Source organism: Pseudomonas tructae (genome assembly GCF_004214895.1).
GTDB lineage: Bacteria > Pseudomonadota > Gammaproteobacteria > Pseudomonadales > Pseudomonadaceae > Aquipseudomonas > Aquipseudomonas tructae.
The window spans coordinates 19,720-43,480 of record NZ_CP035952.1; the positions used below are offsets into that span (position 1 = coordinate 19,720).

General features: G+C 62.5%; 22 protein-coding genes. 9 read left to right on the forward strand and 13 right to left on the reverse strand.

The window, feature by feature from the left end; translation table 11 throughout:
- Window positions 1–35: 35 nt before the first annotated feature.
- Complete coding sequence (locus tag EXN22_RS00110; protein WP_130261895.1) at window positions 36–437, reverse strand: RNA-binding S4 domain-containing protein; 402 nt, start codon at window positions 435–437, stop codon at window positions 36–38.
- 143 nt (window positions 438–580) lie between these two features.
- On the opposite strand from EXN22_RS00110, the gene rimB reads away from it, so the two are divergent.
- A complete protein-coding gene (gene rimB, locus EXN22_RS00115; protein WP_130261896.1) occupies window positions 581–1,063 on the forward strand; it encodes a retropepsin-like aspartic endopeptidase RimB in 483 nt (160 codons plus the stop codon).
- Entirely contained in the window at window positions 1,060–1,965 is a 906-nt protein-coding gene (rimK, locus tag EXN22_RS00120) for a 30S ribosomal protein S6--L-glutamate ligase (RefSeq protein WP_010221234.1), read from the forward strand. The genes rimB and rimK overlap by 4 nt, the downstream gene beginning before the upstream one ends.
- 3 nt (window positions 1,966–1,968) lie before the next feature.
- Here rimK and EXN22_RS00125 read toward each other — a convergent pair whose 3' ends face one another.
- Both EXN22_RS00125 and ompR read right to left on the reverse strand, forming a co-directional pair.
- The gene (locus EXN22_RS00125; RefSeq protein ID WP_130261897.1) at window positions 1,969–3,282 is read right to left on the reverse strand and encodes an ATP-binding protein; all 1,314 of its coding nucleotides are present in this window, start codon (window positions 3,280–3,282) and stop codon (window positions 1,969–1,971) included.
- Between the two features lie 127 nt (window positions 3,283–3,409).
- On the reverse strand, window positions 3,410–4,153 hold the full coding sequence (gene ompR, locus EXN22_RS00130; RefSeq protein WP_130261898.1) for an osmolarity response regulator transcription factor OmpR: 744 nt from the start codon (window positions 4,151–4,153) through the stop codon (window positions 3,410–3,412).
- A gap of 241 nt (window positions 4,154–4,394) precedes the next feature.
- Here ompR and EXN22_RS00135 point away from each other — a divergent pair, with 241 nt between their 5' ends.
- The 3 genes from EXN22_RS00135 (at window position 4,395) to EXN22_RS00145 (ending at window position 9,165) form a co-directional block, all read left to right on the forward strand.
- Window positions 4,395–6,713: a Tex family protein gene (locus EXN22_RS00135; RefSeq protein ID WP_130261899.1), complete on the forward strand. Its 2,319-nt coding sequence runs from the start codon at window positions 4,395–4,397 to the stop codon at window positions 6,711–6,713.
- Between the two features lie 237 nt (window positions 6,714–6,950).
- The gene (gene gshA / locus EXN22_RS00140) at window positions 6,951–8,537 is read left to right on the forward strand and encodes a glutamate--cysteine ligase (RefSeq protein ID WP_165392172.1); all 1,587 of its coding nucleotides are present in this window, start codon (window positions 6,951–6,953) and stop codon (window positions 8,535–8,537) included.
- Window position 8,538: 1 nt separating this feature from the next.
- Complete coding sequence (locus EXN22_RS00145; RefSeq protein WP_130261901.1) at window positions 8,539–9,165, forward strand: TetR/AcrR family transcriptional regulator; 627 nt, start codon at window positions 8,539–8,541, stop codon at window positions 9,163–9,165.
- A 67-nt stretch (window positions 9,166–9,232) separates the two neighbouring features.
- Here the strand turns inward: EXN22_RS00145 and EXN22_RS00150 are convergent, their stop codons facing one another.
- From EXN22_RS00150 to EXN22_RS00185, 8 genes are all read right to left on the reverse strand, one after another.
- Window positions 9,233–9,448 (reverse strand): TOBE domain-containing protein, encoded by a 216-nt coding sequence (locus EXN22_RS00150; protein ID WP_028942316.1) that lies wholly within the window; start codon window positions 9,446–9,448, stop codon window positions 9,233–9,235.
- A 19-nt stretch (window positions 9,449–9,467) separates the two neighbouring features.
- A complete protein-coding gene (gene ssuB, locus EXN22_RS00155; RefSeq protein WP_165392173.1) occupies window positions 9,468–10,280 on the reverse strand; it encodes an aliphatic sulfonates ABC transporter ATP-binding protein in 813 nt (270 codons plus the stop codon).
- Window positions 10,277–11,071: an aliphatic sulfonate ABC transporter permease SsuC gene (gene ssuC, locus EXN22_RS00160; RefSeq protein ID WP_130261902.1), complete on the reverse strand. Its 795-nt coding sequence runs from the start codon at window positions 11,069–11,071 to the stop codon at window positions 10,277–10,279. Before ssuC ends, ssuB begins: the two co-directional genes overlap by 4 nt.
- A 10-nt stretch (window positions 11,072–11,081) precedes the next feature.
- Window positions 11,082–12,230: an FMNH2-dependent alkanesulfonate monooxygenase gene (gene ssuD, locus EXN22_RS00165; protein WP_130261903.1), complete on the reverse strand. Its 1,149-nt coding sequence runs from the start codon at window positions 12,228–12,230 to the stop codon at window positions 11,082–11,084.
- A gap of 58 nt (window positions 12,231–12,288) precedes the next feature.
- Complete coding sequence (locus tag EXN22_RS00170) at window positions 12,289–13,254, reverse strand: sulfonate ABC transporter substrate-binding protein (RefSeq protein ID WP_130261904.1); 966 nt, start codon at window positions 13,252–13,254, stop codon at window positions 12,289–12,291.
- A gap of 92 nt (window positions 13,255–13,346) precedes the next feature.
- Complete coding sequence (gene ssuE, locus EXN22_RS00175; RefSeq protein ID WP_130261905.1) at window positions 13,347–13,940, reverse strand: NADPH-dependent FMN reductase; 594 nt, start codon at window positions 13,938–13,940, stop codon at window positions 13,347–13,349.
- A 246-nt stretch (window positions 13,941–14,186) separates the two neighbouring features.
- The gene (locus tag EXN22_RS00180) at window positions 14,187–14,825 is read right to left on the reverse strand and encodes a peroxiredoxin (protein WP_130261906.1); all 639 of its coding nucleotides are present in this window, start codon (window positions 14,823–14,825) and stop codon (window positions 14,187–14,189) included.
- A 162-nt stretch (window positions 14,826–14,987) separates the two neighbouring features.
- Entirely contained in the window at window positions 14,988–16,307 is a 1,320-nt protein-coding gene (locus EXN22_RS00185) for an OprD family porin (RefSeq protein WP_130261907.1), read from the reverse strand.
- A gap of 555 nt (window positions 16,308–16,862) precedes the next feature.
- Here EXN22_RS00185 and tauA point away from each other — a divergent pair.
- From tauA to tauD, 4 genes are read left to right on the forward strand one after another with little or no spacing between them, the layout of a single operon-like run.
- Window positions 16,863–17,840, forward strand: coding sequence for a taurine ABC transporter substrate-binding protein (gene tauA / locus EXN22_RS00190; protein WP_130261908.1), 978 nt, complete (start codon window positions 16,863–16,865; stop codon window positions 17,838–17,840).
- A gap of 15 nt (window positions 17,841–17,855) precedes the next feature.
- Window positions 17,856–18,650 carry a taurine ABC transporter ATP-binding subunit gene (gene tauB, locus EXN22_RS00195; RefSeq protein WP_130261909.1) on the forward strand — a complete coding sequence of 265 codons (795 nt, stop codon included), beginning with the start codon at window positions 17,856–17,858 and terminating at the stop codon, window positions 18,648–18,650.
- Window positions 18,647–19,486, forward strand: a complete 840-nt coding sequence (gene tauC / locus EXN22_RS00200; RefSeq protein ID WP_130261910.1) for a taurine ABC transporter permease TauC — start codon at window positions 18,647–18,649, stop codon at window positions 19,484–19,486. Before tauB ends, tauC begins: the two co-directional genes overlap by 4 nt.
- Window positions 19,487–19,505: 19 nt before the next feature.
- On the forward strand, window positions 19,506–20,339 hold the full coding sequence (gene tauD, locus EXN22_RS00205) for a taurine dioxygenase (RefSeq protein ID WP_130261911.1): 834 nt from the start codon (window positions 19,506–19,508) through the stop codon (window positions 20,337–20,339).
- A gap of 61 nt (window positions 20,340–20,400) precedes the next feature.
- Here tauD and betT read toward each other — a convergent pair whose 3' ends face one another.
- Window positions 20,401–22,362: a choline transporter BetT gene (betT, locus tag EXN22_RS00210; RefSeq protein WP_233281750.1), complete on the reverse strand. Its 1,962-nt coding sequence runs from the start codon at window positions 22,360–22,362 to the stop codon at window positions 20,401–20,403.
- 245 nt (window positions 22,363–22,607) lie between these two features.
- Window positions 22,608–23,540 (reverse strand): serine O-acetyltransferase EpsC, encoded by a 933-nt coding sequence (gene epsC / locus EXN22_RS00215; RefSeq protein WP_130261913.1) that lies wholly within the window; start codon window positions 23,538–23,540, stop codon window positions 22,608–22,610.
- Between the last annotated feature and the right edge of the window lie 221 nt (window positions 23,541–23,761).

Consider the following 23,761-nt stretch of genomic DNA (forward strand, 5'->3'; position numbering starts at 1 on the left):
AATGACACCTAGTTTACCAGTGCGTCCCGTGCCCGTTAACCGGCACTGCCGTGAAACTGGTGGAGTTGGCGCCGCTGCTTCTTGGTCGGCCGACCATCGGTCGTCACGCCCAATTCGCCGGCCTTGCGCAGGGCCGCGGCCTTCTCGCGGCGCTCGATACTCTCGGCAGTTTCTTCGTACAAGGCTTGGGCCTGGGGCGCACCGCGGCGCACCACCGACAGCGCCCTGACCACCACCGTGCGCTCATCGAAGCCAGTACGCAAGACGAACTCATCGCCCACCCGCGGCTCCTTGCCCGGCTTGCAACGCTCCCCACGGCAATGCACCTTGCCGCTTTCAATGGCCGCCTTGGCCAGCGCCCGGGTCTTGTAGAAGCGCGCCGCCCATAGCCACTTGTCCAGGCGAACCTTGTCGTCCTCTTCCGGCTTTTGTGCCATGACATTTCCCCACTTATTTTCGTAAAGGGAACTGTACTACCGTATCTGGCGGATGCAAAAAACACGCGGCGTGCTTACAGTTCACCGACCTGTCGTTCACGCCCGCCCTGGTGCCTGACGACTTACTACGCTGGTTGAGCATTTTGAAGACATTTGACCATTTGACCGTGATCGGCCTGCGCGAGTGGGTAGCCCTGCCGGACCTTGGCCTGGCCGGCCTGCGGGCCAAGATCGACACCGGTGCCAGCACCTCGAGCCTGCACGCCACCGAAGTCGAACCCTTCGAGCGCAATGGCCAGCCATGGGTGCGTTTCAACGCTCACCTGGGTTCGGTGGTACAGCTGCGTCACCGGCGCTGCGAAGCGCCGCTGGTGACCATGAAAACCATCAAGAGCTCCAACGGCCAGGCCCAGACCCGCTACGTGATCCGCACGCCGCTGGCACTGGGTGACCGGGTATGGGAGGTGGAATTCACCCTGGCCTGTCGCAAGGCCATGCGTTATCGCCTGCTGCTCGGATCCAAAGCCCTGATCCATGGCCAGTTGGTGGTCAACCCGGGGCTCAAGTACGTTCAGGACAAGCCGGCATTCCCGGCCACTATCACTCCCTCCACAGGTGTTGCATGAAGATCGCCGTGCTGTCGCGAAACCCGCGTCTGTATTCCACTCGTCGCCTGGTCGAAGCCGGTACCGAACGAGGCCATGAGGTGGTTGTGATCGACACCCTGCGCGCCTATATGAACATTGCCAGCCACAAGCCGCAGATCCACTACCGTGGCAAACCGCTGGAAAACTTCGACGCCGTGATCCCACGGATTGGCGCGTCGGTGACCTTCTACGGCTGCGCGGTGCTGCGCCAGTTCGAAATGATGGGGGTCTTCCCGCTCAACGAATCGGTGGCCATTGCCCGCTCGCGGGACAAGCTGCGCTCGCTGCAGCTGCTGTCGCGCCGGGGTATCGGTTTGCCAGTCACAGGCTTTGCCCATTCGCCGGACGATATTCCCGACCTGATCCAGATGGTCAATGGCGCGCCCCTGGTGATCAAGGTACTCGAAGGCACCCAGGGCATCGGCGTGGTGTTGTGCGAAACCACCAAGGCTGCCGAGTCGGTGATCGAGGCGTTCATGGGCCTGAAGCAGAACATCATGGTCCAGGAATACATCAAGGAAGCCGGCGGCGCTGATATCCGCTGCTTCGTGGTCGGCGACAAGGTCATCGCCTCGATGAAGCGCCAGGCCAAGCCCGGCGAATTTCGCTCCAACCTGCACCGTGGCGGCAGCGCCAGCCTGATCAAGATCACCCCGGAAGAGCGCATGACCGCCATCCGCGCAGCCAAGGTCATGGGCCTGAGCGTGGCCGGGGTGGATATCCTGCGTTCCAATCACGGCCCGCTGGTCATGGAGGTGAACTCCTCGCCGGGCCTGGAAGGTATCGAAGTCACCACCGGCAAGAACGTCGCCGGGATGATCATCGAACACCTGGAGAAGAACGGCGGGCCGAACCTGACCCGCACCAAGGGCAAAGGCTAGCCGCTAGACGGCATCGCGCGGCAGCATCAGGCCCAGCGGCAGCCGCACTCGCGCCTCCAGGCCGCCGCCTGAACGGTTGCGCAACTGCACATTGCCACCGTGCTGGGCGGCGATCCGCTTGACGATCGCCAGGCCCAGCCCGGTGCCCTTGCCGCTACGGGCACGGTCGCCGCGAATGAACGGGTTGAAGATACCTTCCAGTTCACCCGGGTCGATCCCGGCACCACGGTCCAGCACGCTGAGCACCACATAAGGCGCACCATTCTCGCCAGACACATAGGCAGCGACCTCGACGCCCTTGCCGGCGTGATACAGGGCGTTGCCAATCAGGTTGTTGAGCATTCGCTTGAGCGAGACCCGGCGCAGCGGGAACGGCGGGATCGGCTCCAGACACAGGCGCACCTGCTCCTCGGGCTGGTTGAACGGCGCCACCACTTCACGCACCAGCTCGCTGAAGTCGATCTCTTCGACCGGCTCGTCGCGACCATCGCGAATGAAGGCCAGGAACTGGTCGAGGATCGCGTCCATGTCTTCGATATCGCGGACCATGTCGTCGGTCAGGTCGCTTTCGTTGGGCAGCAGCGACAACGACAAACGCAGGCGCGTCAGCGGTGTGCGCAAGTCATGGGATACCCCGGCGAGCATCAGTTCACGCTCGCGGCCGGCTTGCTCGACATCCTCGGCCATCTGGTTGAAAGCACGGTACACCTCGGTCATCTCGCTGGGCGTGTCACTGACCGGCAGGCGCACGCTGCGCCCCTGACCCAGTTGCCGGGCGGCGAACACCAGGCGCTTGAGCGGCTGGTTGAGCTGGCGCACGAAGATCCACGCCGAAGCGGTGGACAACAGGCCGATGGCCAGGAACCAGCCCAGCACGCTCCAGATCTTCTGTCCACGCAACGGATGCGGATACAACGGCACCTTCAGCCAGCCATCGCCCAGGCTCGGCGCCCGCACCCACAGGGCCGGCGGCGCATGCACGCGCAGGCGCACCTCGGTGTCGGCGCCAAGTTCAGCCTGCATCTGGCGCTGGTAGATCTCGCTGTACGGCCAGTGCTGCTCACCCTCGGGAACGCCGGAACCGACCACGCGGATCAACCCTGCCGCCTCGGCGATCTTGTCGCGATCGGACTCATCGGCAGCCCAGTAGGCGCGCAGGGTCAAAGCCACGCCGTGGCTGTACTGCCGGTCAACCAGCACGTCCTCGTTCATCAGCAGGTACACCAGGGTCAGGGCCTTGGAGAACAGCACGACGATCAGCACCAGCCAAAGGGTGCGGGCGAAGAAGCTTTGCGGGAACCACAGGGGCGTTTTCATCGACAACGGCTACACACTATGCGGGAACGAGCGGGGCTCGCAGGCTTTGCAAAGCGCTGCACAGGCAAAAACAGGGCAACCCGAAGGCCTGCCCTGCTGGCGGTGAGCTACTGCTGCAAACGAAACATCACTTGCCGGCATTGCCATCCGGCACGAACACATAACCAACACCCCAGACGGTCTGGATATAACGCGGCTTGGACGGGTCGGGCTCGATCATCCGGCGCAGGCGCGAGATCTGCACGTCGATGGAGCGCTCGAGGGCGTCCCACTCGCGGCCACGGGCCAGGTTCATCAGCTTGTCGCGGGTCAACGGCTCGCGGGCGTGCATGACCAACGCCTTGAGCACGGCGAACTCACCGGTGGTGAGCATATGCACTTCTTCGCCACGCTTGAGTTCGCGGGTGGCCAGCGACAGCTCGTAGTCGCCGAAGGTGACGGTTTCGTCCTCGCTACCCGGAGCGCCCGGTACTGCCGGGGCCTGACGACGCAGCACAGCCTTGACCCGGGCCATCAGCTCGTCGGGGTTGAAAGGCTTGGCCAGGTAATCGTCGGCGCCCAGTTCCAGGCCCTTGATACGGCTCAGCTCGTCGCCCTTGGCGGTGAGCATGATGATCGGGATCTGGTTGTTGGCGCCGCGCAGGCGGCGGCAGGCGGTCAGGCCGTCTTCGCCCGGCAGCATCAGGTCGAGCACCACCAGGTTGAAGACTTCACGGGCCAGCAGGCGATCCATCTGTTCGGTGTTGGGTACTGCACGGGCACGATAACCCTTGCTGGTGAAGAATCGTTCCAGCAGGCTGCTCAGGCCCGGGTCATCGTCGACGATAAGAATTTTTTCGCCTTCGGCGTTTTGTGCAGTAGTGCTGCTCATGGATAGCTCCTCTAATCTCGGCACGCATTATGGCTTAGCCGCCAGTGGCCGTGCCGTGTGCATTGTTAGCAGATTTTTCCCAGGGTGCCAGTATTGCCAGGCCGACGACTGGCCCGCGGCTATCACCGCAAGCCGGACGCGCTGGGTATAATGCGCCGCTTTCAGCCAGCGCCGCATCGACCACAAGCGCTCTACAGCGCCCGCCCGCGGCCTTTGTATTCACAATTTGTCAGGTGGTTTTATGGACAGCATCAACAGCCGCATCGCCGAGGAACTCGGTGTCCGCCCACAACAGGTCGAAGCGGCCGTGGCTCTACTTGATGAAGGTTCGACCGTGCCTTTTATCGCCCGCTACCGCAAAGAAGTTACCGGCAGCCTGGATGATACCCAGCTGCGCCACCTGGAAGAGCGCCTGCGCTACCTGCGCGAGCTGGACGACCGGCGTGTCAGCATCCTTGCCAGCATTGAAGAACAAGGCAAGCTGACCCCTGCACTTGCCCGTGAAATCAAGCTGGCCGACACCAAGACCCGCCTCGAAGACCTCTACCTGCCGTACAAGCAAAAGCGCCGCACCAAGGGCCAGATCGCCCTGGAAGCCGGCCTCGGCGAGCTGGCCGACGGCCTGCTGAACGATCCGCAGTTGAGCCCGGAAACCGAAGCGGCGCGTTTCGTCGACACGGAAAGAGGCGTGGCCGATGTCAAAGCCGCCCTCGAAGGCGCCAAGTACATCCTCATGGAGCGCTTTGCCGAAGACGCCAGCCTGCTCGACAAGCTGCGCAGCTTCCTCAAGCAGGAAGCGGTGCTCAGCGCCCGCCTGGTGGCTGGCAAGGAAGAGGAAGGGGCGAAGTTTCGCGATTACTTCGAGCACGACGAGTTGCTCAAGAGCGTGCCATCGCACCGCGCCCTGGCGATTTTCCGTGGGCGCAACGAAGGCGTGCTGGCAGCGACCTTGAAAGTCGGCGAAGAACTGCCCGGCACTCTGCACCCGTGCGAGATGATGATCGCCGAGCGATTCGGCCTGCACAATCAGAACCGTCCTGCCGACAAATGGCTGGCCGAAGTGGTGCGCTGGACCTGGAAGGTCAAGCTCTACAGTCACCTGGAGACCGACCTGTTCGGCGAGCTGCGCGACAACGCCGAAGGCGAAGCGATCAATGTTTTCGCCCACAACCTGCACGACCTGCTGCTGGCCGCCCCGGCCGGCCCACGTGCCACCCTGGGTCTGGACCCGGGCCTGCGCACCGGTTGCAAGGTCGCCGTGGTCGACGCCACCGGCAAGCTGCTGGACACCGCCACCGTCTACCCGCACGTACCGAAAAACCAGTGGGACCAGACCATCGCTGTGCTCGCTGCGCTGTGCGCCAAGCATTCGGTCGAGCTGATTGCCATCGGTAACGGTACCGCCAGCCGCGAAACCGACAAGCTCGCCGCCGAACTGATCAAGAAGTATCCAGCGCTGAAAATGACCAAGGTCATGGTCTCCGAAGCCGGCGCTTCGGTGTACTCGGCCTCGGAGCTGGCGGCCAAGGAGTTCCCGGACCTCGACGTGTCGATCCGTGGTGCGGTATCCATCGCCCGCCGCCTGCAGGACCCGCTGGCGGAGCTGGTGAAAATCGAGCCGAAATCCATCGGTGTCGGCCAGTACCAGCATGACGTTTCGCAACTCAAACTGGCCCGTGGCCTGGATGCGGTGGTCGAGGACTGCGTGAACGCCGTCGGCGTCGACGTCAACACCGCTTCGGTCGCGCTGCTGGCACGCATCTCCGGCCTCAACAGCACCCTGGCACAGAACATCGTCAGCCATCGCGACGCCAATGGCGCCTTCAAGACCCGCGCCGCGCTGAAGAAAGTCAGTCGCCTGGGCGAAAAGACTTTCGAGCAAGCCGCAGGCTTCCTGCGTGTGATGAACGGCGACAACCCGCTGGACGCCTCGGCCGTGCACCCGGAAGCCTACCCGCTGGTACAACGCATTGCCGCCCAGACCGACCGCGACATCCGCTCGCTGATCGGTGACAGCGGTTTCCTCAAGCGTCTGGACCCGAAGAAGTTCACCGACGAAACCTTCGGCCTGCCGACCGTCACCGACATCCTCCAGGAACTGGACAAACCCGGCCGCGACCCGCGTCCGGAATTCAAGACTGCCGAGTTCCAGGAAGGCGTCGAAGACCTCAAGGACCTGCAACTGGGGATGATCCTCGAAGGCGTGGTGACCAACGTCACCAACTTCGGTGCCTTCGTCGACATCGGCGTGCACCAGGATGGCCTGGTGCATATCTCGGCGCTGTCGGAGAAGTTCATCAAGGACCCGCGTGAAGCGGTCAAGGCCGGTGACGTGGTCAAGGTCAAGGTCATGGAAATCGACATCCCGCGTAAACGCGTCGGCCTGTCGATGCGCATGGGCGATACCCCGGGCGAGAAGATCGACGGCGCCCGTGGCAGCCGTCCGGGCTCGGCGCCACGCCAGTCAAGCGCGCCAGCCCGGGCCAAGGAAACCCCAGCCCCGGCCAACAACGCCATGGCCTCGCTGTTCGCCAATGCCAAGCAGTTGAAGAAGAAGTAAAGTCGCCCGCACGCGGAGTTGTAGTGCTGGCAACAGCACTGCAACCTCGTGGCAAAAGCACAGCGGACATTCGTCGTCCTCTAGCCGCAAACGGCCAAACTGCGGTACTTTCGGCAGAGCGCAGGCGCTGCCCAAAGCCGGCTAACACCAGGCGACAACGCCAGTTCCTCTGTCCACCCTTGTAGACCGTCATCTCTACCCCCATATTGGGGCGACTGACGCGTGAAGGAATCCATCTTGAGCGAACTTCTCAACCGCCGCCTGAGCCTGCTCGGCCAAGGCGACAACCTCTCCCTGCTCAAGCAGTGCCTGCACGGCATCGAGCGTGAATGCCTGCGCGTGACCGAGGACGGCCGCCTGGCCCAGACACCGCACCCCGACGCCCTGGGCGCGGCGCTGACCCACGAGCAGATCACCACGGATTACTCGGAGTCGCTGCTGGAGTTCATCACCCCGGCCCTGGCTGATCCTGCGCAGACCCTCGAAAGCCTGGAGAACATCCACCGCTTCGCTTATACCAAGCTTGGCAACGAGTTTCTCTGGAGCCCTTCGATGCCCTGCCCGTTGCCGGCCGAGGAAGACATCCCGATCGCCTGGTACGGCACCTCCAACATCGGTCAGCTCAAGTACGTCTACCGCAAGGGCCTGGCCCTGCGCTACGGCCGCACCATGCAGTGCATTGCCGGGATTCATTACAATTTCTCGCTGCCAGAAAAACTCTGGCCGCTGTTACGCGATGCAGAAAGCGCCACGCTGGATGATCGCGAGTATCAATCGGCGGCCTACATCGCCCTGATCCGTAATTTCCGCCGTTACAGCTGGCTGCTGATGTACCTGTTCGGCGCCTCGCCGGCCCTGGATGCCGGCTTCTTGCGTGGCCGCCCGCACCAGCTCGAGCAGTTCGACGCCGACACCCTGTACCTGCCCTACGCCACCAGCTTGCGCATGAGCGACCTGGGCTACCAGAGCAATGCCCAGGCCGGCCTCACGCCCTGCTACAACAACCTCGCCAGCTACACCGACAGCCTGCGCAAGGCGGTGGCCACGCCTTATCCGCCCTATGTCGAGATCGGTACGCACAAGGATGGCGAGTGGGTTCAGCTCAACACCAACATCCTGCAGATCGAAAACGAGTATTACTCCAACATCCGCCCCAAGCGCGTCACCTACAGCGGTGAGCGGCCGATCCAGGCGCTGATGGCCCGTGGCATCCAGTACGTCGAAGTCCGTTGCCTGGACATCAACCCGTTCCTGCCCACCGGAATCGACCTGCCAGAAGCGCGTTTCCTTGATGCCTTCCTGCTGTTCTGCGCCCTGGAAGACAGCCCGCTGCTGGGCAACCAGGAATGCGGTAACTGCACCGACAACTTCCTCAGCGTGGTCAAGGAAGGCCGCCGTCCGGGTCTGCAATTGCAGCGTGACGGCCAGCCGGTCGAGCTCAAGCAGTGGGCCACTGAACTGCTCCAACGCATTGCGCCACTGGCCCAACTGCTCGACCGCAGCCACGGCAGCGAAGAACACGCCAAGGCTCTGCAGGCGCAACAAGCCAAGGTCAGCGACCCTTCCCTGACGCCATCGGCGCAGGTGCTGGCGAGCATGACCGAGCACAAGGAAAGCTTCAGCCGCTTCGCCTTGCGCCAAAGCCAGGTCCATGCCGAGTTCTTCCGTGCCCAGGCCCTGCCGGTTGAGCAGCAGCAAGGTTTTGAAAATGCTGCGCGCGAGTCCCTGGAGGCGCAAGCCAAGCTTGAGCGCGAAGAGGACAAAGCCGACTTCGACCTGTTTGTCAGCGCCTACCAGGCCAGCATCCTGGCGATCAGCAACTGACATGACCCGCACCGTTACCCCGCGCAAACCCCGTGCCCGCAGCCAGGCGAGGATCGATTCGATCCTCGAGGCGGCGCGTACGCTGCTGGCCAGCGAAGGGGTGGCCAGCCTGTCGATCTACAGCGTGGCCGAGCGTGCGCAGATTCCGCCGTCTTCGGTGTATCACTTCTTCGCCAGTGTGCCGGCATTGCTTGAAGCGCTCACTGCTGACGTGCACGGCGCTTTTCGCGCCTGCCTCGAGGCGCCGATCGACGCGGTGGCGTTGAACACCTGGCACGACCTGTCGCGCCTGGTCGAGCAACGCATGCTGCTGATCTACAACGAAGATGCCGCAGCGCGCCAGCTGATCCTGGCCCAGCACGGCCTGAGCGAAGTGACCCAGGCTGACCGCCAGCACGATATCGAGCTGGGCGACCTGATGCATAAGCTGTTCGCCGAGCATTTCCAGTTGCCGGTGTTGCCGGACGATGTGGATGTGTTTGCCTTGGCCATGGAGCTGGGTGATCGGGTGTATGCCCGCTCGGTGCAGTTGCATGGGCAGATCACGCCGCGCTTGGCCGAGGAAGGGATGCGGGTGTTTGATGCGTATCTGGGGTTGTATCTGCCGCCCTTTTTGCCGAAACGCTGATGGCCTCATCGCGGGGCAAGCCCGCTCCCACATGGATCTCGGTGGGAGCGGGCTTGCCCCGCGATTTTCAGAGTTTGGCGATCGACACTTCCGTGGACTTCACAAAGGCAATCACCTCGCTGCCAATGGCCAGTTCCAGCTCGCGCACCGAGCGGGTGGTAATGACCGAAGTCACGATACCCGAGGCGGTCTGCACGTCGATTTCCGACAGTACCGGGCCTTCGAGGATTTCCTTGACGGTGCCTTTGAACTGGTTGCGTACGTTGATCGCTTTGATAGTCATCTGCTTGGTTCCTTACAGGTCAGAGAGCCCAACGCAATTGCGTCGGCAAAGGTGCGACAGGTTCCGGCTCGGGCGGCGTGCCCGGGATCGACAGAACCCGGTTGAGTACTTCGGTTTCCAGTGCGGCCAGGCGGTGTGAACCGCGCATCCGCGGGCGTGGCAGGTCGATGTGCAGGTCCAGGCCCACTTCGCCGTCTTCGATGAGGATCACCCGGTCGGCCACCGCCACCGCTTCGCTGACGTCATGGGTGACCAGCAACACGGTGAAACCGTGCTGGCGCCACAGCCGTTCGATCAACTGCTGCATCTCGATACGGGTCAGGGCATCCAGCGCGCCCAGTGGCTCATCGAGCAGCAACAGGCGTGGCTGGTGGATCAGGGCGCGGGCCAGGGCCACGCGTTGCTTCTGGCCGCCCGACAAGGCCGCTGGCCATTCATTGGCCCGTTCGGCCAGGCCGACCGCTTCAAGTGCTTGCAACGCCCGTGGCCGCCAGTCGCCGGACAAGCCCAGGCCGACGTTGTCGATGACCTTCTTCCACGGCAGCAAACGCGCTTCCTGGAACATCAGGCGGGTATCTTGCTGGGCTTCGCACAGCGGCGCGGAACCGGCCAGCAGCTCGCCGCCACTGGGTTGGTCGAGCCCGGCGAGCAAGCGCAGCAGGGTGCTCTTGCCACAACCGCTGCGCCCGACAATGGCAACGAACTGCCCGGCCGGAATGTGCAGCTCGATATCGCGCAGCACCTGGCGCTGGCCAAAGGTCTTCTGCAGGTTCTGCGCCGCCAGTGGAATCCCGCGCAACAACCGTGGTGGGGTTTCTTTGAGGATGGTCATGCGCCCTCTCCCCTGCTTGCTTGATAGGCCGGATGCCAGCGCAGCCAGACCCGCTCAAGACCGCGTGCGGCCAGGTCGGCAAGCTTGCCGAGCACGGCGTAGAGGACAATGGCCAGGACCACCACATCGGTCTGCAGAAACTCACGGGCATTCATTGCCAGGTAGCCAATGCCGGCATTGGCGGAAATGGTTTCGGCAACGATCAAGGTCAGCCACATGAAACCCAGGGCAAAGCGCACACCGACCAGAATCGATGGCAAAGCGCCGGGCAGGATCACCTGACGGAACAGCTCGAAGCCAGACAAGCCATAACTGCGAGCCATTTCCACCAGGGCCGGATCGACGTTGCGGATGCCGTGATAAGTGTTCAGGTAAATCGGGAACAGGGTGCCCAGGGCCACGAGGAAAATCTTCGCCGACTCATCGATGCCGAACCACAGGATCACCAGCGGAATCAGCGCCAGGTGCGGCACGTTGCGAATCATCTGCACCGAACTGTCGAGCAGGCGCTCGCCCCATTTCGACAGGCCGGTGATAAAGCCCAGCACCAGGCCGATCGCGCCACCAATCAGGAAGCCGACGGCTGCCCGCCAGCCGCTGATTGCCAGGTGCTTCCAGATCTCGCCGCTACGCACCAGCTCGACACCGGCGCTCAACACCGCGCTCGGCGCCGGCAGGATCCGCGTCGACAACCAGCCGACGCTGACTGCCAGTTGCCAGACCGCCAGCAACAGCAACGGCAGCGCCCAGGGCGCCAGGCGTTGCTGCCAGGGAGTGGATGAACGACTCATGATCCGCTCCTCAGCGCTGGGCCGAGGATTTGGGCAGGATGTCGTTGGCGACCATCTCGCCGAACGGGCTCACATAACCACCGCTTTTCGGCAGTTCCGGACGCTCCACGTCCAGATGCGGGAACAGCAACTCGGCGACCCGGTACGACTCTTCCAGGTGTGGATATCCGGAGAAGATGAAGGTGTCGATGCCCAGCGCCGCGTATTCCTTGACCCGCGCGGCCACGGTAGGGCCGTCGCCGACCAGCGCCGTACCGGCACCGCCACGTACCAGGCCGACACCGGCCCAGAGGTTGGGGCTGACTTCCAGGTTGTCGCGGTTGCCACCATGCAGCGCGGCCATGCGTTGCTGGCCCACTGAATCGAAGCGCGCCAGCGAAGCCTGGGCCCGGGCAATGGTGTCGTCGTCCAGGTGCGAGATCAGCCGCTCGGCGGCCTGCCAGGCTTCGGCGTTGGTCTCACGCACGATCACATGCAAGCGGATGCCAAAGCGCACGCTGCGGCCTTGCTTGGCGGCCTTGGCGCGTACCTGCTCGATCTTCTCGGCCACCGCTGCCGGCGGCTCGCCCCAGGTCAGGTACAGCTCGACCTGCTCGGCTGCCAGGTCCTGCGCCGCTTCCGAAGAACCGCCAAAGTACAAGGGCGGACGCGGCTGCTGGATCGGCGGATAGAGCAGCTTGGCGCCTTTGACCTGAATATGCTGGCCGTCGTAGTCGACGGTTTCGCCTTCCAGCACCCGGCGCCAGATACGGGTGAATTCTACCGAAGCCTGGTAACGCTCTTCGTGGCTGAGGAACAGGCCGTCACCGGACAGCTCCTCCGGATCGCCGCCGGTGACCAGGTTGAACAAGGCACGCCCGCCAGAAAGACGGTCCAGGGTTGCCGCCTGACGCGCCGCCACGGTCGGCGAGATGATCCCTGGGCGCAATGCGACCAGGAACTTCAGGCGTTGGGTCACCGGAATCAGTGAAGCAGCGACCAGCCAGGAGTCCTCGCAGGAGCGCCCGGTGGGGATCAAGACGCCGCCAAAGCCGAGGCGGTCAGCCGCCTGGGCGATCTGCTGCAGGTAGCCGTGGTCGACGGCGCGCGCGCCTTCGGCGGTGCCAAGGTAGTGGCCGTCGCCATGGGTAGGAAGAAACCAGAATACGTTGAGGCTCATTGGAGTTGTCTCCTAAGGGTGGCGCAAACCGGGGCGGCGCCCCGGCGCGGGCAATTCGTCAAGGGGCGCTGGCAACCTTGGCCGGCGGTGTCCAGATCACATCCTTGATGCTCAGCGGCTTGGGAATCAGCTTGAGCGCCTTGAAGGTGTCGGCGATTTTCTGCTGGGCAGCGATCACTTCCGGGGTCAGGAAGGCGGCGCCGTAGCCCTGGCGCTTGACCGAGGTCAGGGTGATATCAGCCGGCAGGCCGAGCAGCGGCGCGACCTGGTCGGTGACTTCCTGCGGGTTGGCTTTGGACCATTCGCCCACCGCGCGCACTTCCTCGACCAGCGCGCTGATCACTTCAGGATGCTTCTGGGCATAGGGCTTGGTAGCCAGGTAGAACTGGTGGTTGTCGACGATGCCCTTGCCATCACGCAAGGTGCGAGCCTGCAGTTGCTGCTCGGCAGCGGCCTGGTACGGGTCCCAGATCACCCAGGCATCGACGCTGCCGCGCTCGAAGGCGGCGCGGGCATCGGCGGGCGGCAGGAACACCGGCTGGATATCGGTGTACTTGAGGCCGGCATCTTCCAGGGCGCGGACCAGCAGGTAGTGGACGTTGGAGCCTTTGTTGAGGGCGACTTTCTTGCCCTTGAGGTCCTGCACCGACTGGATCGGCGAGCCCTTGGGCACCAGGATCGCCTCGCTGTGCGGTGCTGGCGGCTCGTAGGCGACATAGAGCAGATCGGCGCCGGCGGCTTGGGCGAACACCGGTGGCGTTTCACCGGTCACGCCAAAGTCGATCGAGCCGACGTTCAGGCCTTCAAGCAGCTGCGGGCCACCGGGGAATTCAGTCCATTGCACCTGCACGCCCTGGGCGGCAAGACGCTTTTCCAGCGAACCTTTGGCCTTGAGCAGCACCAGGGTGCCGTACTTCTGGTAACCGATACGCAGGCTTTGGGCCTGGGCTTGAGTAATGGCGCCGAAGGACACAGCCGCAGCAAACAGAGCGACCAGACCACGACGCAAAATGACAGTGCGCATAGCGCTCTCCTTTGCTGTTGGGGTTCAGGCTGCACCTGCTTGCCCGTTGGCGGGCGAGTAAGGTGGGAATTGCAGGTAACGGGTACTACGCCTCAGATGCTCCAGCGAGCACTGAGCAGACGTTCGCTCAACACACCTGGGGCGACCGGTTTGGGTCGACGCGCCAGGGCGCTGTGAAACAGTTCCAGCGATTCGCTCAGACGCTGCTCCAGCGCCGGTGCCAGTTGCGCGGCGGCACTGCCTTCGCCGTAGGCGATCTGGCTGTCGTCGGCGAAGATCCCCTGCAGGGTTTCCTCGGCCTTGAGCGCCGACAGCACCGGCTTGAGCGCGTAATCCACGGCAAGCATGTGAGCGATGCTGCCGCCGGTGGCAATCGGCAGCACCACCTTGTGGCTGAGGGCGCGTTCAGGCAGCAGGTCGAGCAGGGTTTTCAGTGCACCGGCGAACGAAGCCTTGTACACCGGGGTGGCAACCACCAGGCCATCGGCCTGCTCGACCAGTTGCAGGAAGTGCTGCACCCTGGGGCTGTCGAATCGGGCATGGAGCAGGTCTTCGGCCGGAAAATCCCGCACCTGGAAAGTCACCACTTCTACGCCCTGGCCTTGCAACCACTGACGGCTGCGCTCAAGCAAAACGCCGGAGCGCGAACGCAGACTGGGACTACCACCGAGAGAAACAACCAGCATTGGAACGCATCCTTGATCGTGTTCTAGAAGGCCGCGAGTTGGAGTTCTCGCTGGAATGAAGTGACCTTAACAGCTGGATACATATATCTATAAATCATATTTTTTCATTTGTTTATTCCCATATGAGCTATACAAGCATCGCGGGGCAGCCCCACTTGTGGGAGCGGGCTTGCCCCGCGATGGCGCCCTCAAGGCAAATAAAAAAAGGCCGTCGAAACGGCCCAAAATCCCTGCTATGGCTAAAACTCAACGATTGGGTTGCGGGGTCAGGCGCAGGTATGGCTTGACCGCCCGGTAACCCTTGGGAAAGCGGCGTTTGATTTCGTCTTCATCCTTGAGCGACGGCACGATCACCACCTCGTCACCGTCCTGCCAGTTGGCCGGGGTGGCAACCTTGTGGTTGTCGGTCAGTTGCAACGAATCGATCACCCGCAAGATCTCGTTAAAGTTGCGTCCGGTGCTGGCCGGATAGGTGATGGTCAGGCGGATCTTCTTGTTCGGATCGATAACGAACAAGGAACGCACTGTCAGGGTGTCGCTGGCATTGGGATGAATCAGGTCGTAGAGGTCGGAGACTTTGCGATCGGCATCGGCCAGGATCGGGAAGTTGACGAGGGTGTTCTGGGTTTCGTTGATGTCTTCGATCCAGCGATGGTGCGAATCCACCGGGTCGACCGACAGGGCGATGGCCTTGACCCCGCGCTCGGCGAACTGATCCTTTAGCTTGGCGGTGAAGCCCAGTTCGGTGGTGCACACCGGAGTGAAGTCGGCCGGGTGCGAGAACAATACACCCCAGCTGTCGCCCAGCCATTCGTGGAAACGGATCTTGCCGGCGCTGGAATCCTGTTCGAAGTCGGGGGCGATATCGCCGAGTCTGAGGCTCATGGTGCGGCTCCTTGGCTGGGTTCGTTATGGCTTCACTGTGCCTGCTTGCTGGATAAATTAAAAAGAATAAATATCGATTCATTTAGATCGAAAAGAGATATAAAAAGTCAGGCAAAAAGAAGCCCGCCCGGCACGAATACCGGGCGGGCTCTTATTACCGCCTTACAGGATCGACAGGGTGTAGCTGAGGATCAGACGGTTCTCGTCCTGGTCACGCTGTTTTTCTGCGTCAGAACGCAGGGAAGCGTTCTTCCAGGCCAGACCCAGGCCTTTGAAGGTCCCTTCAGGTATGACATAGCCCAGGTTGAAATCGCGCTCCCACTCGGAACGATCGCTGCCCGGGGCATTGATATTGTCGCCCTTGAGGTAGATCACGGAAGTGGTCAGGCCTGGCAGGCCGACGGCGGCGAAGTCATAGGCGTATTGCGCAAGCCAGGTGCGCTCGCCAGCACGCTGGAACTTGCCGATCTGCATATCGGTGATCAGATAGCTGCTGGCACCGTCACCTTGGTTCAGGAACGGGAAGTCGCTGGTGCCGTTGACACGCTGGTAGCCGGCGCTGACCGCGTGGCCTTGCAGGCTATAGGTGAACTTGGCGCTCCAGGTACGGTTGTCGACTTCACCATTGTTCTGGTAGCCCGACGCTCTGTATCCAGCCAGACGGCCTTCAGTGCTGGCGTTCTTGCCATCCGAATCGCTGTAGAAGTAACGCAGGTCGGACTTCAGGCTACCCACTGGCAGGGCCCAGTTATGGGTCAGGCCGAGGAAGTGCTGTTTGTAGAAGTCATCCAGGTTGCCGTAGTAGTACTGGGCAAGCAGGTCCTTGGTAACCTTGTAGTCGCCACCGGCGTAGTAGAAGGCATTGCTGCGCTGGCCGGTACGGCTGTTGGCGCCTGCAATCGACAGCGAGTCGTTGTTGGTGGAGTTACGGCCTTTGGCGTGCTCCAGCTTACCGCCGATCAAGGTCAGGTTCTCGATTTCATTCGAAGTGACCTGGCCACCTTCAAAGGTTTGCGGCAGCAGACGACCATCGTTGTAGGTCACGACCGGCAGCTTCGGCATCAAGGTACCCAGACGCGCTTCGGTCTTGGAGAACTTGACCTTGCCGGTCAGGCCCAGGCTACCGAAATCGTCGACAGCACGGCCGTTGCTCTCACTCGGGAACACGGTGCCGCCAGTGCTGCCGTTGGTTTTGTTGTAGGCAGTGCCGCGACCGGAGTCGAGCTTGATGCCCAGCAGGCCGATAGCGTCGACACCAAAACCAACGGTACCTTCGGTGTAACCAGAGGTAAAGTTGAAAATGAAGCCTTGGCCCCACTCTTCGGTCTTGGAAGGCTTATCGGCGCCGCTACGGTTGTCGTTGTTGATATAGAAGTTACGGGCAGTAACGCTTGCCTTGCTGTCTTCTACGAAACCGGCAGCACCCGCCTGCTGGGCCAGAACCCCAACGGCCACGGCAAGCGCCAAGGTGGACTTGTACATGTTTTGCTCCTCTACGTTCTAATTCTTGTGTGTCGCTTACGGCGGGATCTTGTGTCCCGCTCGACGTCGATTGGCGATTAGCACCAATGGGTGACCGTCAAGTCAATCGTAACTATTCATTTCACGACTTTGGTCTAATGCGCCAAACCAGGGGGTGAAGGATAATGACAATCGTATAAATCCAAAAATACTTATTTCTGGATTTTTCAGATTATTAAGTCATATGTCCCAAATTTTTCTATACAGCGGTTATCGGCGCATAAGCTAATTCCTAAAGGATATTTGGGATCAGTTTTTTAGATCGCTTAGCTTTTTGCATCCCTCATGGCCGGACCATCTTTGCGTTTCCCCACCGCACTGGCCTTGACCAGCATCACTTTTGTCGCAGCGGCGGTGCGGCGGCCGACTTGCCCCGCGATAACCCCACCTCCTCCCTCGGCGCCTTAAATCAATTGGCTCCTAAGCTAATGCAAAAAAGTTATTTATTTTAAAGTTCTTAGATCATCTAGTCTTATTCCACACCAACACACCCGCCCGCCTGACAAGGAGTTGACCATGACCCTGCATGCACCCCTGCGCCTGTTCGCCGCCCTGACCCTGGCTGGCACCAGCTGGTTTGCCCAGGCGGCCGACCTGACCGTGGCCTACCAGACCACCGTGGACCCGGCGAAAGTCGCCCAGGTCGACGGCACCTACGAGAAAACCAGCAAGGCCGCCATTGATTGGCGCAAGTTCGACAGCGGCGCCGACGTGATCACCGCAGTCGCATCTGGCGATGTGCAGATCGGCTACCTCGGCTCCAGCCCATTGGCCGCTGCCGCAACCCGCAAGCTGCCGGTGGAAACCTTCCTGATCGCCACCCAGATCGGCGCCGCCGAAGCCCTGGTTGCCCGCGAGGGTGCCGGTATCAACTCGCCGCAGGACCTGATTGGCAAGAAGATCGCCGTGCCGTTTGTCTCGACCGGTCACTACAGCCTGCTGGCCGCGCTCAAGCAGTGGAACATCGACCCGGCCAAAGTGCAGATTCTCAACCTGGCGCCACCGGCAATCATCGCCGCCTGGAAGCGCGGTGATATCGACGCCACCTACGTCTGGGACCCGGCCCTGGGCGTGGCCAAGGAAAACGGCAAGGTGCTGATCACCTCGGGTGAACTGGCCGAAAAAGGCGCACCGACCTTCGACGCCTGGATCGTGCGCAAGGACTTCGCCGAAAAGCACCCGGAGATCGTCAAGGCGTTCGCCAAGGTCACCCTGGATGCCTACGCCGACTATCGCAAAGACCCGCAGGCGTGGCTGGCGAACAAGAGCAACGTCGACAAACTGGTGAAACTCTCCGGGGCCAAGGCCGCTGATATTCCTGGCCTGCTGCAGGGCAACGTGTTCCCGCTGGCCGCCGACCAGGTTGCCGCGCTGGGCACCCCGACCACTCAGGCGATCACCGACACGGCCACCTTCCTCAAAGAGCAAGGCAAGGTTGAAGCGGTGCTGCCGGACTATGCGCCCTACGTCAGCGCCAAGTTCATCACCAACTGAAACGCGGAGCAGACCATGGCATTGCTTGAACTGGAGCGCATCAGCGCACAGTACCCCGGCGCGGCCGAGCCGGTGCTGGCCGATATCAACCTGAGCCTGGGCCCGCAGCAGTTGCTGGTGGCCCTCGGCCCTTCGGGCAGCGGCAAGACCTCGTTGCTCAACCTGATTGCCGGTTTCGTCGCCCCCAGCAATGGCCGTATCACCCTCGACGGCGTCCCGGTGCAAGGCCCGGGCGCCGAGCGCGGGGTGGTGTTCCAGGATGACGCCCTGCTGCCCTGGCAGGATGTACTGGCCAACGTCGCCTTTGGCCTGGAACTGGCCGGCGTGCCGCGCGCCACGCGGGAAAGCAAGGCCCGCGAGATGCTCGCCCTGGTCGACCTGGCGGACTTTGGCAGCCGGCGGATCTGGCAGTTGTCCGGTGGCCAGAAACAGCGCGTGGGCCTGGCCCGGGCCCTGGCTGCCGACCCGCGGGTGCTGCTGATGGACGAGCCGTTCGGCGCCCTGGATGCCTTTACCCGCGAACAGATGCAGGAGTTGCTGCTGCAGGTCTGGCAGCGCACCGCCAAGCCGGTGTTCCTGATTACCCACGATATTGAAGAAGCAGTGTTCCTCGCCACCGAACTGGTGTTGCTGGCCCCCAACCCCGGGCAGATCGTCGAACGCCTGCCACTGGATTTCGGCCAGCGCTACAGCGCCGGCGAGTCGGCCCGCTCGATCAAGTCCGACCCGCGCTTTATCGAAACCCGCGAACACGTGCTGGCCCGGGTGTTCTCCCAACGCAGTGCCGCGACGCGGCAGGAGTCCGCATGAGCAGCCTGGATCTACCGGTCGCGGCCAAACGCGCCGCCAGCCAAACCGCACCGAGCAAACCCCGGCGCAGCCTGAGCACCCGCTGGATCAGTGGCCTGACCCTGGCCACGCTGTTGCTGCTGTGGTGGGCGGTCACCGCCGCCGAATGGATCGAGCCGCTGTTCCTGCCCTCCCCCGATGCGGTACTGGGCAAGGCCTGGTTGCTGCTGACCCAGGGCTACATGGAATCAACCCTGTGGCAGCACCTGGGCGCCAGCCTGCAACGTATCGGCCTGGCCCTGGGTGCGGCGATCGTCACGGCGATTCCGATCGGTATCGCCATCGGCCACAACCGGGTTGCCCGCGGCATTCTCGACCCGCTGATCGAGTTCTACCGACCGATTCCGCCGTTGGCTTACCTGCCTTTGATCGTGATCTGGTGCGGCATCGGCGAGCTGTCGAAAGTGCTGCTGATTTATCTTGCGATCTTCGCCCCGATCGCCATTGCCACCGCCACCGGCGTGCGCACCGTCGACCCGACCAAGCTGCGCGCGGCGCAGTCGCTGGGTGCCACGCGCTGGCAACTGATTCGCCATGTGATCCTGCCCAGCGCCCTGCCCGAGATTCTTACCGGCGTGCGCATCGGCCTGGGTGTCGGCTGGTCGACCCTGGTGGCTGCCGAGCTGATTGCCGCCACCAGCGGCCTGGGCTTCATGGTCCAGTCGGCCGCGCAGTTCCTGGTAACCGACGTGGTGGTGCTGGGCATCCTGGTGATCGCGCTGATTGCCTTCGCCCTGGAGATGGGCCTGCGCGCCCTGCAACGCAAGCTGGTGCCCTGGCACGGCCAGAGCCATTGAAGACTTATCGAGAACAAGCATGAGCCTGACCATTACCCCACTGAGCCCGGCGCTCGGCGCACAGATCAGCGGTATCGACCTCAGCCGTGACATCACGCTGCAGCAGCGCGACGCCATCGAACAGGCGCTGCTCAAGCACCAGGTGCTGTTCTTTCGCGACCAGCCGATCAACCCGCAGCAACAAGCCGAATTTGCCGCGCGCTTTGGCGACCTGCATATCCACCCGATCTACCCCAATGTGCCGGAAACCCCACAGGTACTGGTGCTCGACACCGCCGTCACCGACGTACGCGACAACGCCATCTGGCACACCGACGTAACCTTCCTGCCGACTCCGGCGCTGGGCGCGGTGCTCAGTGCCAAGCAACTTCCGGCCTATGGCGGCGACACCTTGTGGGCCAGTGGCATCGCCGCCTATGAGGCGCTGTCGGCCCCACTGCAGCAGCTGCTGGCCGGCCTCACTGCCACCCATGACTTCACCAAGTCATTTCCGCTGGAGCGCTTCGGCACCACCCCAGAGGATCTGGCGCGCTGGGAAGCGGCACGGCGCAGCAACCCACCGCTGTCACACCCGGTGATCCGTACCCATCCGGTGAGCGGACGCAAGGCGCTGTTCGTCAACGACGGCTTCACCACCCGCATCAATGAACTGAGCGAGGCCGAAAGCGAGGCAATCCTCAAACTGCTGTTCGCCCACGCGACCCGCCCGGAGTTCACCATTCGCTGGCGCTGGCAGGAAAACGACGTGGCTTTCTGGGACAACCGCGTGACCCAGCACTACGCAGTGGATGACTACCGCCCGGCGCGGCGGGTGATGCACCGGGCGACGATTCTGGGGGATGCGCCGTTTTAAAGATCCATCGCGGGGCAAGTCCGCTCTCACAGAGTGGGAGCGGACTTGCCCCGCGATGCTGTTAACGCACCAGGTGCAAGAACTGCATATGCCGCTCGTACTGATCGAGGATGTCGTTGATGATCTGCTCCTTGCTGTAGCCAACCAGGTCGTAATCCTGGCTGCCTTCGCTCAGGTGCACCTCGGCGCGGTAGTAGCGGCGGTTCTTCAGCTCCTGGGTACCCAGGCCGCCCAGGGCAAATGAGGGCGTGAAGTAGCCGCGCATTTGCACCTGGTAAATGAACGGCTGCTCTTCGCCGTGGCCGATCTTCAAGCTGACGTTGTCATGGCTCGGGTCTTCCTGGGTGATGACATGCAAGCCCTTCTCGCCAAACACTTCGGTCACCTCGGCAATCGCCGGGCGTACCACGTCGTCCATGAAGCGGTACACCTCATCACGGGACGGGAAATGCACCGCCTGGCTCAAGCGCTGACGCCAGCCACCGCGGCCACGTCGCGAATTGGCGAACGGCGCCAGCGAATGCAGCTGGGCGATCTGCCGTTGCGATTCCAGGTAGAAGGCCTTGTGCAAGCCCCACATCATCAGCAGCAGAATCACCGAGAACGGCAGCGAAGTAAGCACCACCGCCGATTTGAGCGAATCGATACTGCCGGCAAACAGCAAGCCTATGGTCACCAGCGCGGTCATCGCACCCCAAAACACCCGCAGCCAGTTCGGCCCGTCTTCATCGGCGTTGCCACCACGTGCAGAGAGGGTCGAGAGCACCACGGTGCCGGAGTCGGCCGAGGTCACGAAGAACACAAAGCTGATGAACACCGTGACAGCGATGACCGCCTTGCTCCACGGGTAGGTTTCCAGCAAAAGGTAGAGGGTCATCGACGGGTTGTCGATAGCCGACTGCCCCAGGGCGGTCATGCCGTGATCGAGCACCTGGGACAAGGCGCTGTTGCCGAAGATCGACATCCACGCCAGGGTGAAACCCAGGGGGATCAACAGCACGCCGAAGACGAACTCGCGGATGGTCCGGCCACGGGAAATCCGCGCGATGAACAGGCCAACAAAGGGCGCCCAGGCAATCCACCAGGCCCAGTAGAACACGGTCCAGCCGCCCAGCCATTCATTGGCCTGGTTATAGGCGTACACGTCGAAGCTCTTGCGTGGCAAGGCGCCAAGATAATCACCCAGGTTCTGGATCAGGGTATTGAACAGGTGCTGGGTGGGCCCGGCGAACAGCACGAACAGCAGCAGCGCGCAGGCCAGGAACATGTTGATGTCGGACATCACCCGCACGCCCTTCTCGACCCCGGCGACCGCCACAGCGACCGCAGCGCCCATCATCAGGGTGATGAGGATCACCTGCACCCACTGGGTATGGGGCACGCCGAACAGGTAGTCCAGGCCTGAGTTTAGGTGCAACACGCCAAAGCCCATGTCGGCGCCCAGGCCGAACACCGTGGCAATGATGCCGAAGCCGTCGACGGCGTAACCGATCGGACCGTTGATGCGCTTGCCGATCAGTGGATACAACGCCGAGCGCAGGGCCAGCGGCAGGTTGTGCCGGTAGGCGAAGTAGGCCAGGGCCATGCCGACAAAGGCGAACACGCCCCAGCCATGCAAACCCCAGTGCAGGAACAACAGCTGCATCGCCTGGCGCCCGGCCTCGACCGTGCCGGCTTCGCCCTGCGGCGGCTGGAGCATGTGGGTCAGGGGTTCGGAGACGCAGAAGAAGAACAGGGTAATGCTGATACCGGCGGCGAACAGCATGCCGGCCCAGGACAGGTAGCTGAACTCGGGCTCGTCGTGGTCGGCACCGAGCTTGATCTTGCCGTAGCCAGACAAGGCGGTGACCACCACGAAGACCAGGTACAGCGTCATCGCCAGCATGTAGTACCAGCCTACTGTGTTGGCCGCCCAGTTCTGCGCCGCCAACAACCACTCGCCGGCCGCTTGCGGATTGCTGATGACCACCAGGCCGAATATCAGGATAAAGCTCGCCGCGAAGTAGAAAACCGGCGGGTTCATGCGGATCTTGCCGCTGGATTCGGGGTTGGATGCACTCATTGAACGCGCACCCCGCCTGCGGGGGAGAAGCTTGGATTGAACGGGTTCAGCAAAGGGTTTCCTCCTGTTGAACACCGGCAGCGGACCAGCGTTTTAACTTGAACAAGCGTTCAAGTTAAACATGGATGGAACCATTGCGCGACCCATCGCGGGGCAAGCCCGCTCCCACAGTGGGAGCGGGCTTGCCCCGCGATAGCCTTCAGAATCTACTTCTGGGTACCATCATCGTGCTGCAGATTGGCCTGCGTCAGGTTGCTGCCCGGGGCCACACTGCGGGTCAGCCAGACGTTGCCACCGATGGTCGAACCCTTGCCGATGGTGATTCGTCCCAGAATAGTCGCGCCGGCATAAATCACCACGTCGTCCTCGACAATCGGGTGGCGTGGATGGCCCTTCTGCAACTGCCCGTCCTCGTCTGCCGGGAAGCGCTTGGCGCCCAGGGTGACCGCCTGGTAGATACGCACCCGCTCGCCGATGATCGCGGTTTCGCCAATCACCACACCGGTGCCGTGGTCGATGAAGAAACTCGGGCCGATCTGCGCGCCCGGGTGAATATCGATGCCGGTGGCCGAATGCGCCAGTTCCGAGCTGATCCGCGCCAGCAACGGCAGGCCGGCGCGGTACAGGTGATGGGCAAGGCGGTGGTGAATGACCGCAAGGATGCCTGGATAGCACAACAACACTTCATCGACGCTGCGCGCCGCCGGGTCGCCATGGAAAGCGGCCAGCACATCGGTATCGAGGATGCTGCGCAGGCCCGGTAGGGCGGCGGCAAAGTCCTGGATTAGCCGCAATGCCTTGGCGTCGATTTCCGCCGTGGCCTGCTTGCCCTGGCGCGCCACGTAACGCAGTTCCAGACGCGCCTGGGCGAGCAAGGCAGTCAAGGCGGCATCGAGGGTGTGGCCCACGTAGAAGTCTTCGCTTTCTTCGCGCAAGTCGACCGGGCCCAGGCGCATGGGGAATAAGGCACCACACAGCTGCTCGAGAATGTGTCGCACCGCTTCGCGTGACGGCAGCTCACGGCCACCTTGCTCGCCGCTGCTGCGGCCATTGCTGGTGCGCCACTGATCGCGGGCGGCACGCAGCTGGCCAACGATGGTTTGCAACTGCCACTGCCCTGATTGCGCGTTGTTGCTCACGGTTACCTCTCCTGCTGCAGCGGCGGTCGGTGGGTGAATGTGCCGCCGCAATTGCCAATCACTTTACGGCAATTTCCTACGACGGAAAAAATAACGCTTTATTCCAGAAAGCAATAAGGGCGGCATAAGCTGGGGAGTTGCCCGCCTGCCCCGGTCTGCCTATAGTCGAACTTTGCACAGAGCAATGGGGCACCGGCACGCTTCGCCTACCCTGCGGCCTG

What these genes read in the sequence shown, in the direction of transcription:
- EXN22_RS00150 (WP_028942316.1), bottom strand. Translation starts at nt 9,448, where the DNA reads ATGACTATCAAAGCGATCAACGTACGCAACCAGTTCAAAGGCACCGTC.
- EXN22_RS00180 (WP_130261906.1), bottom strand. Translation starts at nt 14,825, where the DNA reads ATGAGCCTCAGACTCGGCGATATCGCCCCCGACTTCGAACAGGATTCC.
- rimK (WP_010221234.1), top strand. Translation starts at nt 1,060, where the DNA reads ATGAAGATCGCCGTGCTGTCGCGAAACCCGCGTCTGTATTCCACTCGT.
- ompR (WP_130261898.1), bottom strand. Translation starts at nt 4,153, where the DNA reads ATGAGCAGCACTACTGCACAAAACGCCGAAGGCGAAAAAATTCTTATC.
- ssuE (WP_130261905.1), bottom strand. Translation starts at nt 13,940, where the DNA reads ATGCTGGTTGTTTCTCTCGGTGGTAGTCCCAGTCTGCGTTCGCGCTCC.
- EXN22_RS00125 (WP_130261897.1), bottom strand. Translation starts at nt 3,282, where the DNA reads ATGAAAACGCCCCTGTGGTTCCCGCAAAGCTTCTTCGCCCGCACCCTT.
- EXN22_RS00170 (WP_130261904.1), bottom strand. Translation starts at nt 13,254, where the DNA reads ATGCGCACTGTCATTTTGCGTCGTGGTCTGGTCGCTCTGTTTGCTGCG.
- EXN22_RS00145 (WP_130261901.1), top strand. Translation starts at nt 8,539, where the DNA reads ATGACCCGCACCGTTACCCCGCGCAAACCCCGTGCCCGCAGCCAGGCG.
- tauD (WP_130261911.1), top strand. Translation starts at nt 19,506, where the DNA reads ATGAGCCTGACCATTACCCCACTGAGCCCGGCGCTCGGCGCACAGATC.
- tauB (WP_130261909.1), top strand. Translation starts at nt 17,856, where the DNA reads ATGGCATTGCTTGAACTGGAGCGCATCAGCGCACAGTACCCCGGCGCG.
- ssuB (WP_165392173.1), bottom strand. Translation starts at nt 10,280, where the DNA reads ATGACCATCCTCAAAGAAACCCCACCACGGTTGTTGCGCGGGATTCCA.
- EXN22_RS00185 (WP_130261907.1), bottom strand. Translation starts at nt 16,307, where the DNA reads ATGTACAAGTCCACCTTGGCGCTTGCCGTGGCCGTTGGGGTTCTGGCC.
- EXN22_RS00110 (WP_130261895.1), bottom strand. Translation starts at nt 437, where the DNA reads ATGGCACAAAAGCCGGAAGAGGACGACAAGGTTCGCCTGGACAAGTGG.
- tauA (WP_130261908.1), top strand. Translation starts at nt 16,863, where the DNA reads ATGACCCTGCATGCACCCCTGCGCCTGTTCGCCGCCCTGACCCTGGCT.
- tauC (WP_130261910.1), top strand. Translation starts at nt 18,647, where the DNA reads ATGAGCAGCCTGGATCTACCGGTCGCGGCCAAACGCGCCGCCAGCCAA.
- EXN22_RS00135 (WP_130261899.1), top strand. Translation starts at nt 4,395, where the DNA reads ATGGACAGCATCAACAGCCGCATCGCCGAGGAACTCGGTGTCCGCCCA.
- betT (WP_233281750.1), bottom strand. Translation starts at nt 22,362, where the DNA reads ATGAACCCGCCGGTTTTCTACTTCGCGGCGAGCTTTATCCTGATATTC.
- ssuD (WP_130261903.1), bottom strand. Translation starts at nt 12,230, where the DNA reads ATGAGCCTCAACGTATTCTGGTTTCTTCCTACCCATGGCGACGGCCAC.
- ssuC (WP_130261902.1), bottom strand. Translation starts at nt 11,071, where the DNA reads ATGAGTCGTTCATCCACTCCCTGGCAGCAACGCCTGGCGCCCTGGGCG.